The following is a 14,616-nucleotide window of genomic DNA, read 5'->3' on the forward strand; positions in this document are numbered from 1 at the left end:
CTGCTGCGCTGCTTCGACCGCATCACCCTACTGCGGCCGACGATCACGGTGCGCCCGCACCGCCCCCGACCGCGGCGTCGCCGCCGGACGGCTCCTCGCGCGGCGCGAGGGAGGCGAGATCCCCGGTGTCCCCGAGCCGTACGAGAAATGGCCGCAGTCGTGTGTAACGGATCGCGGTGATGGAACACGGTTCTACGGAGATCCGCTGGAAGAGGTCCAGATGAAGACCGAGTGCGTCGGCCACGAGCGACTTGATGATGTCGCCGTGCGAGCACATGAGATAGACGGCGTCGCTGCCGTGGTCGCGCTCCACGCGCGCGTTCCACTCCCGTACCGCTTCGGCGGCGCGGGTCTGCATCGCGCGCATGGACTCACCGCCCGGGAACGCGGCGGCGGAGGGGTGTGCCTGGACGACCTCCATCAGCGGCTCGCCCGACAGCTCGGCGAGTTTGCGCCCGGACCAGTCTCCGTAGTGGCACTCCCCGATGCGGTCGTCGGAGTGGGCCGTCAGGGCGGGACGGGCGTCCAGGAGCGGCTGGATCGTTTCCTGGCAGCGCTGGAGCGGGCTGCTGACCATCTCGGCGAGCGGGATGTCCGCGAGGCGGCCGGGCAGGGCCGCCGCCTGCGCGTTGCCGCGCTCGTCGAGGGCGACGCCGGGTGTCCATCCGGCGAGGAGTCCCGCCGTGTTGGCGGTGGAGCGTCCGTGCCGGACAAGGATCAAGGTGGGCATGCGGCCCAGCGTAGGCGCCCTTCCGAGTGCGCCGGAGAATCAGTGACAGGAGAATTCGCTCTGTGATCGTGGACTGTGCCATCTACCGGGACGGGCACCGGACCGAGGGCCCGGAGGACATGTCCGACGCGCTGGCCGCGGCACGTGCCTACGGGAACGCCTTCGTGTGGATAGGCCTGCACGAGCCGACGGAACGGGAGTTCGGTCTCGTCACGGACGAGTTCGGGCTGCACGAGCTGGCCGTCGAGGACGCCCTCAAGGCGCATCAGCGTCCCAAGCTGGAGGTCTACGACGACTCGCTGTTCGCGGTCCTCAAGCCGGTGACGTACGAGCCGGACAGCGACACGGTGTCGTCCGGCGAGCTCATGATCTTCCTGGGCGACTGCTTCGTGGTGACCGTGCGGCACGGTGAGGGCGCGCCCCTGAAGTCGGTGCGCGGTCGGCTGGAGAAGGACCCGGAGATGATGCGTCTCGGGCCGACGGCGGTGCTGTACGCGATCGCCGACGCCACCGTCGACCACTACCTGGAGGTGGCGACCGAGTTGCAGACCGACCTGGAGGAGCTGGAGGCGGAGGTGTTCTCGCCGGACGACGGCGGTTCCCGGCACACCGCGTCCCGGATCTACACCTTCAAGCGGCAGATCCAGGAGTTCCGCAGGGCCACCGGGCCGCTGTCGGTGCCGTTGAACCGCTTGGCGGGCGCCGGTGTCGTCGGCCCCGCGGTGCCGTTCGTCGACGACAAGGCGCATCCGTTCTTCCGGGACGTGAACGACCACCTGACCCGCGTCAACGAGTCGGTGGAGTCCCTGGACCGGCTGGTCTCGGACGTCCTGTCGGCGCACCTGGCGCAGATGAGCGTGCGGCAGAACGACGACATGCGGAAGATCTCGTCCTGGGCGGCCATGGCCGCGGTCCCCACGATGATCGCGGGGATCTACGGCATGAACTTCGAGCACATGCCGGAGCTGCACTGGCTGTGGGCCTACCCGGCGGTCATCGTGATCATGGTGGTCCTGGAGGTGCTGCTGTTCCGGCTCTTCAAGCGGCGGGGGTGGCTGTAGCGGGTCACGGCCGGGGGTGCGGCCGGGCCTCGACGGGCTCCACGCGCGCGTGACGCGTACGAGGCGCCACGCGCGCGTGGTGGACGGGTGCGGCGGGCGGCGGCGGGCTTGGAGCGGTGGGCCTTGAGCGGTGGTGGGCGGTCAGGCGTATCCGGGTGCCGCCGTCGCGGGGCCGCCCAGGGCGTCGCGGCGCTCCGGCATCGTCAGGGAGACCATCCGCCGCCAGCCGGCCGCCCGTTCGTACCCGTACATGGCGCGGATGCCCGTGGCGAGCAACGCCGCCTTGGGGCGGGACCAGCCGAGGATGCGTCCCATGTGGGCCATCACGGCGAGGCTGACGTCGCGGTAGACGCCGGCCTCGGCCAGCGCGCACTCGCGCAGTGTCCGCTGAATGGTCCGGCCGTGCCCCGCGCGGGCGAAGCGCAGCAGTTCCTCGTGGCAGTAGGCGAGGTGGTTGTCCTCGTCGTCGGAGATCATCCGTACGGCCTTGCCGATCTCGGGATGGTCCCCGAAGTCCTTGCGGAGCATCACCATCTGGTCCGCGGCCCGCTGCTCCGTGACCCTGCTGTGGGACAGGTAGGTGACGATGTCCCGCACGGTGAGGGGTTCGTCGCGCTTGAGCTTGTCGTGCGTGAGGCCGATGCCGTTCTTCTCCAGGAGCATCGTGTAATCGGTCTCGGGCGGGATCTCGACGGGCGTGAGACCCCGTTTCTTCATGAGGGCGTTGAAGATCCGGCCGTGCTTGTCCTCGTCGGCGCCGTGCCGGGCGATCTTGGGTGCGAGCGCGCGCTCGGCCTCCGGTACGAGGGCCGCGATCCGCCCGTTCTCCCAGCCGCCCTGTGTCTCCCCGCTGGCGGCGATGGAGCAGAAGAGCCGGAAGGACTCGTCGTTGTCGATGATCTCCTGGAAAAGACTCTTGGCCGAAAGCATGACTGCCACCTCCACGCGCGACCCGCACCTCCTGCGGGAGTCCGCAAAGAACGAGTCAAATGGGCAGCCAGGGGTGCGGCAACATCTGTGTCGGACAAATCCGCTGAACGGTGGACGCGCAGGGAATGCCGGGCGCGTAACCGAGCGGGCCGTCGCGCGTTGTTCTCCGTGACGGCCGTGGCGGGGAAGACCCCCCGAGCCCCCACCACGGCCGCAGAACTCTCCCGTCCCGCGGAGCTCACCCGCCCCGCCGGGCGTGGCTATGCGACGCCGGCCCGCTCGGCGGCGTCGGTGCCGGCCCGCAGTGCGGCGATCCGCTCGTCCAGGGTGAAGCCCGCCGGGGCCAGCGTGAGCGTGGTGACACCCGCCGCCGCGTAGGCCTTCATCCGGTCCGCGATGCGGTCCACCGAACCGAGCAGCGTGGTCTGGTCGATGAGCTGGTGCGGGATGGCGGCCGCCGCGCCCTCCTTGTCGCCGGACAGGTACTTGTCCTGGATCTCGGCGGCCTCCTGCTCGTACCCCATGCGCTGGGCGAGCTGGTTGTAGAAGTTCTGCTTGCGGCTGCCCATGCCGCCCACGTAGAGCGCGGTGTACGGACGGAACATGTCGGCCAGTGCCGCCACGTCCTTGTCCTCGCCAAGCGCGAGCGGCACGGTCGGACAGACGTCGAAGCCGTCCATGGTCAGGCCGGCCTTCTCGCGGCCCGCGCGCAGGTGCTTGATCGCGGTGTCCTCCAGATGGTCCGCGGACGGGAAGATCAGCAGGGCGCCGTCGGCGATCTCGCCGGTCTGTTCCAGGTTCTTCGGGCCGATCGCGGCGATGTAGAGCGGGATGTGCTCGCGCTCGGGGTGCACGGTCAGCTTGAGCGGCTTGCCCGGGCCGCCCGGCAGCGGCAGGGTCCAGTGCGCGCCCTCGTACGACAGGCGTTCGCGGGTCATCGCCTTGCGCACGATCTCGACGTACTCGCGGGTGCGGGCCAGCGGCTTGTCGAACTTGACGCCGTACCAGCCCTCGGAGACCTGCGGTCCCGAGACGCCGAGGCCGAGGCGGAACCGGCCGCCGGAGAGCGAGTCCAGGGTGGCCGCGGTCATCGCGGTCATCGTGGGCTGGCGGGCCGGGATCTGGAAGATGGCCGACCCTACGTCCATGCGCTCGGTCTGGGCGGCGACCCAGCTCAGCACGGTGGCCGCGTCCGATCCGTACGCCTCGGCGGCCCAGCAGACCGCGTACCCGAGGCGGTCGGCCTCCTTGGCCACGGCGAGGTTGTCCGCGTCCATTCCGGCACCCCAGTAGCCGAGGTTGATCCCGAGCTGCATGGCCGATTCCCCTTACTGATCAGTAACGTCCCTTGTCCGGCACCCTAGCGCGCCACCGGGCCGAGCGGCAGGGACAGCGTTGCGGATCATGTGACGAAGGTTGTCCACAGGCTTCCCACACGTCGACTTGCGGCCAGTAATCTCAGCCACCATGGAGCAGAGGCATCTCGGCCGTACCGGCCTGCGCGTGTCCCGCATCGGTCTCGGCACCCTCACCTGGGGCAGGGACACCGGCGAGCACGACGCCGCGGACCTGTTGAAGGCGTTCTGGGAGGCGGGCGGGACCCTCGTCGACACGGCCGACGTGTACGGGGACGGGGAGGCCGAGTATCTGCTCGGGCAGCTCATGGACGGGCTGGTGCCGCGGCGGGACCTCGTCATATCCACCAAGGCGGGCAGTGTGCCCGACCCGGACCGGCGGTTCGACGGCTCGCGGGGACATCTGCTGTCCGCCCTCGACGCCTCGCTGGCCCGGCTCGGCACGGACCATGTGGATCTGTGGCAGGTCCACGCCTTCGACCCGGACGCGCCGCTGGAGGAGACACTCCAGGCCCTCGACATCGCTGTCAGCAGCGGCCGGGTCCGGTACGCGGGGGTCTCCAACTTCTGCGGCTGGCAGCTCGCGAAGGCGGCGACCTGGCAGCTCGCCGCCCCCGGGACCCGTACGCGGCTGGCATGCACGCAGATGGAGTACTCGCTGCTGCAGCGCGGTGTCGAGCGCGAGGTGCTGCCCGCCGCACTGGACCTGGGCATCGGGCTCCTGCCGTCGTCCCCGCTGGGCCGGGGCGTCCTGACGGGCAAGTACCGGCACGCGACGCCCGCGGACTCGCGGGGCGCCTCCGAGCAGCTCGCGCCGTTCGTCGCGCCGTATCTGGACGACGCGGCGAGCCGCATCGTGGACGCGGTGGCGACGGCGGCGAACGGCCTGGCGGTGACCCCGCTCCAGGTGGCTCTCGCCTGGGTCCGCGACCGGCCAGGGGTGGCCGCCCCGATCATCGGCGCGCGCAACGCGCTGCAGCTCACGGCCGCGTTGTCAGTGGAGACCCTTAGTCTTCCTGACGAGATCTGTCGAGCGCTCGACGACGTGTCGGCGCCCGTGCACCACTATCCCGATCACGACTGGAGCACGCTGTGACCACGGAGCCGTCCGCCGCCGCGGAGGAAGCCGAGCCGGGGACGCCGGACGCCGGTCCCGAGTCCGAGGGGCCCAGTACGGAGGTCCGGCCGGACACCGGCGCCGACGGGGACGGGGACGCCGAAGGCGACGCCGACGAGGACGGTGGGGCCACCGACAGCGCCGCCGAGAGCACCGCGGAGGGCGCCACCGAGGGTGCGGCCCAGTTGTCCGAGGCCGAGGCCGAGTTGGCCGCGCAGCGGGAGCTGCGGGAGCGGATCGAGCGGCGGAAGGCGGAGAAGGACGGGCCGGTCCTGGCCGGGACGGCACTGAGCGGGAAGGCCGCCGATCTGCTCGCGGCCGTCCGGGCGGTGGAGAGCGGCGAGAAGCCCTCGGCGAGCGTCTTCAGCGGGCCGGAGCCGACCCCGCGCAGGGTCGCGCAGGAGCCGGTGCGCCGCCCGCAGCCCGTGCCCTCCGGCGCTCCGGCGTCGATGGCCTCGGAGTCCGTCGACGCGGTCCGCGCCGTGCTCGTCCGGGGCGGCGCCCCGGAGGCGCTGGCACCGCAGACCGCCGCCACCCTCGGCGAGGGGGCGGACGGACAACTGCGCGAGGATCCCTGGCAGTTGCTCCGCGTGGCGGGCGTGCGTCCCGAGCAGGCCGACGGGTTCGCCCGGGCCCTGCTCGGCGCGGAGTGCGGTCCGGACGACGAACGGCGGGGCCGCGCCGTCACGGTGTGGCTCCTCGAACAGGCCGCGCTGGTGGGGCACACCGCCCTGGAGGCCGCGGCCCTGCACGCCGCGCTCGCGCAGCGTTCGGTGCCCGACCCCGACGCGGCCGTGCAGAGCGCGCTGGCCGAGGGTGACGCGCTGGTCTTCCAGGACGCGCTGGACGAGCCCGGCGGCACGCCCCCGGCTCCCCGGCGGTCCGTGGAGGACGCCACTCCGGACGACGAGGGCGGCGAGGACGGTGCGGAGGCCGAGGAGGCGCGTCCGGTGCGCGTCCTCATCGGTCTGGAGCGGTACGCGCTCGCCGAGGAGAGCCTCGCCGACGGGCTGGCCCGGGTCGTCAACTCCCTGCCCAAGGACGAAGGCGCCGCTGCCGCCTGGGAACCGGCCGCGACCGGCTCGGCCGCCGAGCTGATCCGGGCGGTCGCGGGCCGCGGCCTGGTCCTGCACACCGGCGGCGAGGCGTCCCGCGCGGAGCCCGCGTCCCTGGTGGCGGCTGCCCTCTCCCTCGGCCTCAGGGTGTGCGCAGCCGCCCACCACCCGGACGGCCGGCGCCGCTTCGCGGAACTGCTCGCCGGCGCGGACGCGCGCGAGACGGCCTCGGACGCGGATCCGTCGTCGGTCGTCGTGGCCACCGTCGCCGGTCTGCTCTCCGGCGAGGAGGGCCCGGGGCGGGACCGTGACGGCATGCTCCGCACCGACCTCCTGGTCGTGCTGGACGCGCCGCAGCTCGACGTCGAGAGCGCGGCGATGCTCGCCGAGTCACTGCCCGACGGCGCCCGGCTCGTACTGAGCGGGGACCCCGGCGTGCTGTGGTCGGCGGGCCCCGGACGGGTGTTCGCGGATCTGCTCGCCGCGCGGGTGTGCCCGCAGATCGCCTCGCGGACCCCTGATCCGGGTCCCGTCGGCGAACTGGTCTCGGGCATCGGCATCGGCGAGCTGAACCAGGTCGAGGCACCGGGCAAGGAAGTGGTGATCATCCCGGTGCGGGACGCCGGGGAGGCGGTCCACCGCACCGTGCAGCTGGTCGCCGACTCGGTGCCGCGCGCGATCGGCATCCCGGCCGAGCAGACCCAGGTGATCACGCCGGGCCACGGCGGTGCGGCGGGCACGCGGGTGCTCAACGCGGCGCTGAAGGAGCGGCTCAACCCGGGCCCCGGCCGCTTCGGCGGTTTCGACCCGGGCGACCGGGTGGCGTACTCCGCGACGCCCGGCCGTTCGGTCCTGGGCCAGGTGGTGAAGGCCGACGCCGAGGGGCTGCACCTGGAGTGCGCGGGCGTGCCCGTCGTCGTACCGAAGGAGCGGGTGGAGCAGACCGTGCGGCACGGCTGGGCGCTCACCGCCCACCAGGCCGTCGGGGTCCGCTGGCCCGCCGCGGTCGTGGTCCTGCCCGGCGACGCGGCGCAGGCGCTCTCCAGGCCCTGGGTCTACACCGCCTTCGGCCGCGCCGACCGGCATCTCTCCGTGGTCCACGGTGTGGAACAGGCGCTGCCGCACGCGGTGGCGGAGATCGCCGCGAAGCCCCGTACGACGAGGCTCCCGGCCCTGATCACGGCTCAGATCCCGCCGTCGGTCTGAGCCAGGCCCCGGATCCCGAACGAACGCGACGGTGGCGGTCACCGGGCCCTTGAAGGGCCGGTGACCGCCACCGTCGTAGTGCGGGCGGACCGTCGGAGTGCGGGCGGACCGTCAGCGGTCCGCGTTGCGCGACCTCAGGTCCTCGACGCCCGCTTCCGCTTCCGTCCCGTCGAGGGTGCCTGCCGGCTCCGGCTCGGCGGTGTCCGGCACCTCGTCCTCGATGTCGTCCAGGTCGTCGATGCCGTCATCGGCGTCGTCGTCGAAGACCGCGCTGACGTCGAAGCGGCACACCACCTGGTGGGTGTCGGCCTGGTCGAACGGGGCCTCCAGCCACTCACCCGGGTCCGCCGGTTCGTCCGAGGCGGTCACCCACAGCGTCGAGTCGCCCTCCTCCAGGCCGAACTCCTTGTGCCGGGAGGCGATCTCGTCGGGCTCGAACTCGCCGAAGAGGACGCCGAGCGCACCGTGCACGGTCCCGGACGCGGCGTCGAAGCCCGCCGTGACCGCCCCGGACTCCTCGACCGCCTCGACCCGCTGGGCCTGCGCCAGCAGCCGCTGCGGTTCCACCACCGCGTAGTCCCGGCGGATCAGCACGCTCAGCGCGTTCGGCTCCTCCGGCCCGGTGTACGGCGGCAGGGCGTCGTCCGAGCCGGGGATCTCGAAAGGGGTGACCTCGTCGTAGCGGTCGTAGAGAAGCTCGTCGTACTCCTCGGCGGCGGCCGCCAACTCGTTGAACGCCTCGTAGACGGCCGGGTCGTCCTCACCCGACCTGCGCTCGACCGCCGCCAGGTGGCGGTCGAGCGCGGTCTTGACCGCCTCGGCGGCGGCGCGTACCTCGGCAGCGGTGGGCTGCGCAGCATCAGACATAGTGCAGACGCTATCCGTACCGGGCCTCCGCACGCACAATAGATGCGATGCCGGAATACGAATTTGTCAACGTGTATGTGCCGCGCGGGGTCTCCCGCAAGGAAGCGGCACGCCTGCTGACTGACCACGCGGAGTACGGACACTGGGAACTGGACCGCCTCAGCCTGCATACCGACGGCAGCCGCAGGGTGCGGCTGCGCCGACGGATCATCCGCCAGGTGCGCGCCACCTGGTGACACGGGAAGGCTGAAACGGAGCGGGCCCGCTCGTGCGGGACCCGCTCCGTCCGACCTGCCCGGGATCAGTCGCTCACGCCGAGGCGCGCGCCTTGCGGTAGAGCACGGCGCCCGCCAGCAGCGCGCCCGCGCCCACGGGGAGCACGAGGCCGAGCGGCACATCGGCGCCGGTCTGCGCGAGGTGCGCGGAACCGTCGGGGCGGCCGGCGGCCCGGTCGCCGAGGGCGTTCGTGCCCGAGCCGTTCGCGCCCGAGCCGTTCGCATCCGAGGCATGCGCGTTCGGGGCGTCGGCGTTCGAGGTGCCCCCGCCTCCGTGTCCCGACGAGCCGGGCTGCCCCGAGCCGTCCGACTCCCCCGGCTTGCCCGGCCCGCCCGGCGTACCCGGGTGCCCTGCGTCACCGGGCTGTCCCGGCCCGCCCGGCGAGCCGTGCCCGCCATGACCGCCGTGCCCGCCGTTTCCGCCGTGCCCACCGTGCCCGCCGTGCCCGGGAGTCGTGGTTCCGTGCCCGCCGCTGCCGGTGTTCCCGCAGGCGTTGCCCGTGGCCGTGTTGCCGACTCCGGCGACGGAGACGCTGTTGCCGCAGACGTTCACCGGTACGTCGACCGGGATCTGCACATGGTTGCCGGAGCCCACGCCGGGCGAGCCTCCGGTGTGGCCCCCGGCGTGCGATCCGGTTCCACCGCCCGAGCCGCCGTGCCCGTGGTGGCCGGAGCCGGTCCCCTTGCCCGCCCCCTTGTTGCTGCATTTGTTGCCGACCGCCGGGTTGAGCACGCCGACCACGTTCACGGTGTTGCCGCAGACGTTGACGGGCGCGTGCACCGGCGCCTGTACCGAGTTGCCGGAGAGTACGCCCGGGGAGCCCGAAGCGGTGCCGTGCGCCCCCGAGTCGGCGTGGGCGTAACCACCGGTGGCCGCGAGGACCCCGGTTGCCGCCGCCACCGTCATCAGGCCTTTGCGGGTGACCTGTCGCATAGCTTTTCCCTGCCCCTTGTGAACCGTGTGGTGCGCGATATCGCGGTATACGAAATGTCGGCGGCCCCGGAGCGCATGGCACGCACTCCGGGGCCGCGGACTCAGACCCTCATGGATTCAGACCTTCATGGGATGCAGGCCCTCATGAGGTGAGCACATCGTCAGACGTCGAGCACAGGGTCAGACGTTGGTGCAGGTGTTGCCGAAGGCGGGGTTCAGCAGCCCGATCACGGAGACCGTGTTGCCGCAGACGTTCACCGGGATGTGGATGGGCGCCTGGACGACGTTGCCCGAGAGCACGCCCGGGGAGCCGACAGCAGCACCCTGCGCACCGGCGTCGGCAACCGCAAGACCCGCACCGGCGAGAACGAGGCCACCCGTGGCAGCCGCAGCGGCGACGATCTTCTTGATCATTGTTCCTCCTAGTTGGCAAATGTGATCCCAGCCGCGGATCACATCAGCAGTAACGAGGAGGGAGTAATAGGGCTACGAGCTTATGAGCGCATTCACTCTTCTCAGTCGGCCCCGTACGCGCTGGCGATTATTGGAGTGTCGTTTCAGCGGTTTATTTCAGGAGGCCTCGATGAAGCGGTCGAGCACCCGCACACCGAACTTCAGGGCGTCGACCGGGACCCGCTCGTCGACACCGTGGAACATCCCGGCGAAGTCCAGCTCCGGCGGCAGCTTCAGCGGGGCGAAGCCGAAGCAGCGGATGCCGAGGTCGTCGAAGGACTTGGCGTCGGTGCCGGCGGAGAGCATGTACGGGACGGCCCGCGCGATCGGGTCCTCGGCGATCAGCGCGGTCTGCATGGCGTCCACGAGGGCCCCGTCGAAGGTGGTCTCCAGCGCCTTGTCCGCGTGCACGTCCTCGCGCTTCACGTTCGGGCCGAGGATGCGGTCCAGGTCGGCGAGGAACTCCTCCTCGTACCCCGGCAGGTAGCGGGCGTCGATGTGCGCGGTCGCCCGGCCCGGGATGACGTTCACCTTGTAGCCCGCGCCCAGCTGGGTCGGGTTGGCGGTGTTCTGGAGCGAGGCTCCGATGAGCTTGGCGATCCCGCCGAGCTTGGCCAGCGTCGCGTCCATGTTCTCGGGGTCCAGCTCGGTGCCGAGGGCGTCGCCCAGCTCGTCCAGGAAGTGCCGCAGGGTCTTCGTCACGCGCACCGGGAACTTGTGCCGGCCGAGCCGTCCCACGGCCTCCGACAGCTCGGTGATCGCGTTGTCCTTGTGGATCATCGAACCGTGCCCGGCTGTGCCGTCCACGGTCAGCTTCATCCAGTGCATGCCCTTCTGGGCGGTCTCCACCAGGTACAGCCGCAGGTTCTCGTTGACCGTGAAGGAGAAACCGCCGACCTCGCCGATCGCCTCCGTCACGCCCTCGAAGAGGTCGGGGTGCTTGGTGACGAGGTGCTTGGCGCCGAACGTGCCGCCCGCCTCCTCGTCGGCCAGGAAGGCCAGCACGAGGTCGCGGGGAGGCTTGCGACCGCTGCGCATCCGCTCGCGTACGACCGCGAGGGTCATCGCGTCCATGTCCTTCATGTCGACCGCGCCGCGGCCCCACACGCAGCCGTCGGCGATCTCGCCGGAGAACGGGTGGTGCGTCCAGTCCTGGGCGTTCGCCGGTACGACGTCGGTGTGGCCGTGGATGAGCAGTCCGGGCCGCGAGCGGTCCTCGCCCTCGATCCTGACCACCGTGGAGGCGCGGCCCGTGTGCGACTCGAAGATCTGCGGTTCGAGACCCACCTCGGCGAGCTTCTCCGCGACGTACTCGGCGGCCTTGCGCTCGCCCGGGCCCGAGTGGTCGCCGTAGTTGCTGGTGTCGATCCGGATCAGCTCGCGGCAGAGGTCGACGACCTCGTCCTCACCCTTGATGCCCTTGGTCGTGTCCTGCTCGCTCACGTGCTTCCTCCCACTGTCACTGCTGGTGGTCACCCACGTCCTTCTCCCTCATCCTCTCTCTCCGTTCCTCCCCGCCCAAGGCCGGACCACGCCCGTCACACGCCGTTCACGCCCGCCGCCCGGCCGGCGCCCCGTGATCGGGGCCTCTCCAAAGCCTGGTAATGTTTCCTTCGTCGCCGCGAGGGGAACCCCGCGCGACAGACACCTTGTCCGGGTGGCGGAATGGCAGACGCGCTAGCTTGAGGTGCTAGTGCCCTTTATCGGGCGTGGGGGTTCAAGTCCCCCCTCGGACACCAGTGGCAGAATCAGAAAAAACCCCAGCTCGTCTGGGGTTTTTCTGTTTTCCGGAGTCAAAACGTCCGCGCGCGGACCGCACCCCCGTGCAGGGTCGCCGTCAGACGATGTGCACCCGCTCCAGGACACCTTGCGGATCCCGCAGCAGGATCTCTCGCCCTTGCGCCCGCTGCGCCTCCAGATAGGCGTAGATCTGCACCGCACGGTTGATCACGTCCGCCTTGCTGAGTCCGGTCGCCTCGGTGAGCTCGGCGACCGCCTGCACGGCCGGCGGAACGAGCGTCACGGAGTACCGCTCGCTCGCAGGATGAGGCAACGAACGAATCGGCTGTCCTCCCATGTGCAGCCCCTCCTTCTCTTCTCGTTGTGTCCGCCTTGGCGATCTGATCTGCAAGTCTGCCATGGAACGCATCAGAACACCACCAGATCGGTGCGTTTACGCACCACCCTTGCTATGGTGGGTCCTGCCTCACTGGCAAGCGCACACCGCAGACACGGGGTTGCGGCGCGCGCTCACCGGGAGGTGATCGGGGGGAAATCGCAGCGAGAGCTGCGGCCCCGGCGGACGCCGCCGCCTCACCCGGGGGCTCGGGCGGCGCGTCAGTCGCCGGGATGTCCGTGTCGGCCCTCAACCCGGGATGGAGGTGGCGCCGTGCAGCCGATCAGGCCGGTTCCCACCTGACAACCACACCCCTCTCCGAACCGGCCGGAAAGGTCCGGCCATGCCCGTCAACGACCCGCCGACCCTCAGCGACGAAGAAGAAGGCGACGAAGTCCTCGTACTCGACGTCGCGGAACCCACCGGTTCCGCCTACGTGTCGATCACGACGACCCCGGACGGCCCGGCTCTGACAGCCTCCGTGCCGGAAAAAGAGTCCGGACACGCACTTCGGACACTCAACGCCTTTTCCGGAGTTGCCGGATCGGTCATCGGTCCCTACCTGATGGCGAAGGCGCTGTCGCTTCTCACGACGACGTCACCCTGGCAGTTCGAGGTCGCGTGCCTGATGGTGGCCGCGGTTCTGCCGTGGATCCATCTCCATGTCCACCCGCGTCACGAGCACTGACGCGCTCCGCTCAGCCGGAGTATGCCCCCGCCTTCACGGCGGGGGCAGAGGGGCCCGGCCGCGCCGCACACGATCCTCGACACCTTGGCACACTCCGCGTTCCGAGCACCTCAGAGCCGGGACGCCCCAAGGGCCGGGCACACGGCGCACTCCGCCCACACCGTCTTGCCCGGGCCCACCCGGTCCCGTACGCCCCAGTGGGTGGCCAGTGCGTCGACGAGGAGCAGGCCTCGGCCCTGGTCCTCTTCCGGGGGCGGGGTTCTGCGCGTCGGCAGGGCGGGGTGCGTGTCCGTCACCTCGACGCGGATCACGCCTCGCGCCTCGCCCCAGGCCAGGTACAGGGCGAAGTCCCGGCCCGGCACCCGGCCGTGCAAGGCCGCGTTCGCAGCCAGTTCGGCGACCACCAGCACCACCGTGTCGTGCACCTCCGTGCCGTACGGGTGGCCCCACTCCGTGAGTTGGTGCGCCGCGAGCAGTCGGGCCAGGCGCGCGCCGCGCCTCGTGGCGGAGAAGCGCTGCGCGAACGTGCGGGTCGGCTGCGCGGGGGCGGGGATGTAGGGGGCTTGCATGTGCGTCAGCCTGCGGGGCGCGGCGGGGCCGCCGACAGGCTCGGCGCCGATACAGATCCCGTTGTACGGGTTCACTCTCTGGACCGGGACGGTCGCTGTACGTAACCATTGATCAGCTCGGCGGCACAACAGCACAGGGGAAGGCGGCTTCGATGGCGACGGCTGACAACGGCGGCGGGGTGGGCGGGGGTTGTGAACCGGAGGTGTCCGACAGCCTCAAGACCTTCGGTGCGGTGCTGAAAGTCCTGAGGGAGGAAGCCCGGCTCACGCAGGAGCAGTTCGCGCCACTCGTGCAGTACTCGACCGCGTACGTCGCCAAGATCGAGCAGGGCAAGCGGTTCCCTCCCCGGGAGTTGCTGGACCGGTCGGAGGAGGTGTTGGGCCCCGTCGCGGCACGGGTGTTGGGGGCCGCGGCCCGCAGCTTGACTCGTAAGGCGGGGCTGGCGTCCTGGTTCCGCCAGTGGGCGGGGGTCGAGGAGGAGGCCATCTCCTTGTACGCGTACGAGTGTCGGGTGATTCCGGGCCTGTTGCAGCCAGAGCCGTACATCCGCGCCCTTTTCGAGCGCTACCTCCCACCGCTCACGGATGAACAGTCCGAACTTCAGGTGGTGGCTCGGCTGGCCAGGCAGCAACTCCTCGTCGAGCGCCCGAACACGTCGTTCAGCTTCGTCGTGGAACAGGCGGTTCTGGAGCGTCGGATGGGCGGTGTCGCGGTGACGAAAGCCCTCGTGGAGCACCTGCTCACAGTCGGTCGCTACCGCAATGTGGAGCTGCAGGTCATGCCATCGCTGCAGGAGGAACACGCGGGCGCCGAGGGGGACATGTACCTCGCCGAGACGGCCGGTCACCGATGGATCGGTTACGTCGAGGGGCACAGCAGCAGCCTGCTGATCACCGACCCAAAAGCCGCAAGTCACATGCTTCAGCGCTATGGCAAAATGCGCTCGCAGGCCCTGGGCCATCAGGCCACAGCCAGCTTGCTGGAACAGATGCGAGGAGCGCTATGACTGCCAGTGAAACGACCTGGTTCAAGAGCAGCTACAGCGGCGGCGGTGGCGACAACTGCATCGAGGTCGCGGTGCAAACCGCGACCGTCCACGTGCGGGACTCGAAGGACAAGCAGAAGCCATCCCTGGCCCTCTCCCCCGACGCCTGGACGGCGTTCGTCGCCGTGTTTCCGGCAGGTGTGGGGCAGATCTCGTCAAGGTGACATAACTCCATGTCAGAGGGGTGCGGAGGCCGGTTCGAGGGGTCCGTACG

At 70.8% G+C, this 14,616-nt stretch carries 16 protein-coding genes and 1 tRNA gene; 8 read left to right on the forward strand and 9 right to left on the reverse strand.

Annotated elements, in window-relative coordinates:
* Positions 1-43: 43 nt before the first annotated feature.
* Positions 44-730: a histidine phosphatase family protein gene (locus tag ACZ60E_RS20355; RefSeq protein WP_453794194.1), complete on the reverse strand. Its 687-nt coding sequence runs from the start codon at positions 728-730 to the stop codon at positions 44-46.
* Between the two features lie 62 nt (positions 731-792).
* On the opposite strand from ACZ60E_RS20355, the gene corA reads away from it, so the two are divergent.
* Positions 793-1,791, forward strand: coding sequence for a magnesium/cobalt transporter CorA (corA, locus tag ACZ60E_RS20360; RefSeq protein WP_384809454.1), 999 nt, complete (start codon positions 793-795; stop codon positions 1,789-1,791).
* A gap of 141 nt (positions 1,792-1,932) precedes the next feature.
* On the opposite strand, the gene ACZ60E_RS20365 is transcribed toward corA, so the two are convergent.
* Both ACZ60E_RS20365 and ACZ60E_RS20370 read right to left on the reverse strand, forming a co-directional pair.
* A complete protein-coding gene (locus ACZ60E_RS20365; protein WP_469442111.1) occupies positions 1,933-2,721 on the reverse strand; it encodes a ferritin-like domain-containing protein in 789 nt (262 codons plus the stop codon).
* 260 nt (positions 2,722-2,981) lie between these two features.
* Positions 2,982-4,037: an LLM class F420-dependent oxidoreductase gene (locus ACZ60E_RS20370; protein WP_366783800.1), complete on the reverse strand. Its 1,056-nt coding sequence runs from the start codon at positions 4,035-4,037 to the stop codon at positions 2,982-2,984.
* A 151-nt stretch (positions 4,038-4,188) separates the two neighbouring features.
* Between ACZ60E_RS20370 and ACZ60E_RS20375 the strand changes: the two genes are divergently transcribed.
* Positions 4,189-5,172, forward strand: coding sequence for an aldo/keto reductase (locus ACZ60E_RS20375; protein WP_469442114.1), 984 nt, complete (start codon positions 4,189-4,191; stop codon positions 5,170-5,172).
* Positions 5,169-7,454 carry a helix-hairpin-helix domain-containing protein gene (locus ACZ60E_RS20380; RefSeq protein ID WP_469442116.1) on the forward strand — a complete coding sequence of 762 codons (2,286 nt, stop codon included), beginning with the start codon at positions 5,169-5,171 and terminating at the stop codon, positions 7,452-7,454. Before ACZ60E_RS20375 ends, ACZ60E_RS20380 begins: the two co-directional genes overlap by 4 nt.
* A 111-nt stretch (positions 7,455-7,565) precedes the next feature.
* Here the strand turns inward: ACZ60E_RS20380 and ACZ60E_RS20385 are convergent, their stop codons facing one another.
* Complete coding sequence (locus ACZ60E_RS20385) at positions 7,566-8,321, reverse strand: hypothetical protein (RefSeq protein ID WP_385836133.1); 756 nt, start codon at positions 8,319-8,321, stop codon at positions 7,566-7,568.
* A 47-nt stretch (positions 8,322-8,368) separates the two neighbouring features.
* Here ACZ60E_RS20385 and ACZ60E_RS20390 point away from each other — a divergent pair, with 47 nt between their 5' ends.
* The gene (locus tag ACZ60E_RS20390) at positions 8,369-8,557 is read left to right on the forward strand and encodes a DUF5703 family protein (protein ID WP_107021061.1); all 189 of its coding nucleotides are present in this window, start codon (positions 8,369-8,371) and stop codon (positions 8,555-8,557) included.
* A 73-nt stretch (positions 8,558-8,630) separates the two neighbouring features.
* On the opposite strand, the gene ACZ60E_RS20395 is transcribed toward ACZ60E_RS20390, so the two are convergent.
* From ACZ60E_RS20395 to ACZ60E_RS20405, 3 genes are all read right to left on the reverse strand, one after another.
* Entirely contained in the window at positions 8,631-9,530 is a 900-nt protein-coding gene (locus tag ACZ60E_RS20395; RefSeq protein WP_469442117.1) for a chaplin, read from the reverse strand.
* A 180-nt stretch (positions 9,531-9,710) separates the two neighbouring features.
* The gene (gene chpH, locus ACZ60E_RS20400) at positions 9,711-9,944 is read right to left on the reverse strand and encodes a chaplin ChpH (protein WP_107021063.1); all 234 of its coding nucleotides are present in this window, start codon (positions 9,942-9,944) and stop codon (positions 9,711-9,713) included.
* Positions 9,945-10,100: 156 nt separating this feature from the next.
* Entirely contained in the window at positions 10,101-11,426 is a 1,326-nt protein-coding gene (locus ACZ60E_RS20405; protein WP_469442119.1) for a M20/M25/M40 family metallo-hydrolase, read from the reverse strand.
* Between the two features lie 208 nt (positions 11,427-11,634).
* On the opposite strand from ACZ60E_RS20405, the gene ACZ60E_RS20410 reads away from it, so the two are divergent.
* Positions 11,635-11,722 (forward strand) — tRNA-Leu (locus ACZ60E_RS20410).
* Between the two features lie 98 nt (positions 11,723-11,820).
* Here the strand turns inward: ACZ60E_RS20410 and ACZ60E_RS20415 are convergent.
* On the reverse strand, positions 11,821-12,060 hold the full coding sequence (locus ACZ60E_RS20415; protein ID WP_469442120.1) for a hypothetical protein: 240 nt from the start codon (positions 12,058-12,060) through the stop codon (positions 11,821-11,823).
* A gap of 382 nt (positions 12,061-12,442) precedes the next feature.
* Between ACZ60E_RS20415 and ACZ60E_RS20420 the strand changes: the two genes are divergently transcribed.
* Positions 12,443-12,787, forward strand: coding sequence for a hypothetical protein (locus ACZ60E_RS20420; RefSeq protein ID WP_469442122.1), 345 nt, complete (start codon positions 12,443-12,445; stop codon positions 12,785-12,787).
* A gap of 110 nt (positions 12,788-12,897) precedes the next feature.
* Here the strand turns inward: ACZ60E_RS20420 and ACZ60E_RS20425 are convergent, their stop codons facing one another.
* Positions 12,898-13,356: an ATP-binding protein gene (locus ACZ60E_RS20425; RefSeq protein ID WP_469442124.1), complete on the reverse strand. Its 459-nt coding sequence runs from the start codon at positions 13,354-13,356 to the stop codon at positions 12,898-12,900.
* A gap of 152 nt (positions 13,357-13,508) precedes the next feature.
* On the opposite strand from ACZ60E_RS20425, the gene ACZ60E_RS20430 reads away from it, so the two are divergent.
* The gene (locus ACZ60E_RS20430) at positions 13,509-14,363 is read left to right on the forward strand and encodes a helix-turn-helix domain-containing protein (protein WP_469442126.1); all 855 of its coding nucleotides are present in this window, start codon (positions 13,509-13,511) and stop codon (positions 14,361-14,363) included.
* Complete coding sequence (locus ACZ60E_RS20435; RefSeq protein WP_469442128.1) at positions 14,360-14,566, forward strand: DUF397 domain-containing protein; 207 nt, start codon at positions 14,360-14,362, stop codon at positions 14,564-14,566. The genes ACZ60E_RS20430 and ACZ60E_RS20435 overlap by 4 nt, the downstream gene beginning before the upstream one ends.
* The last annotated feature ends 50 nt before the right edge of the window (positions 14,567-14,616 follow it).

Source organism: Streptomyces sp. NPDC102514 (assembly GCF_055584525.1).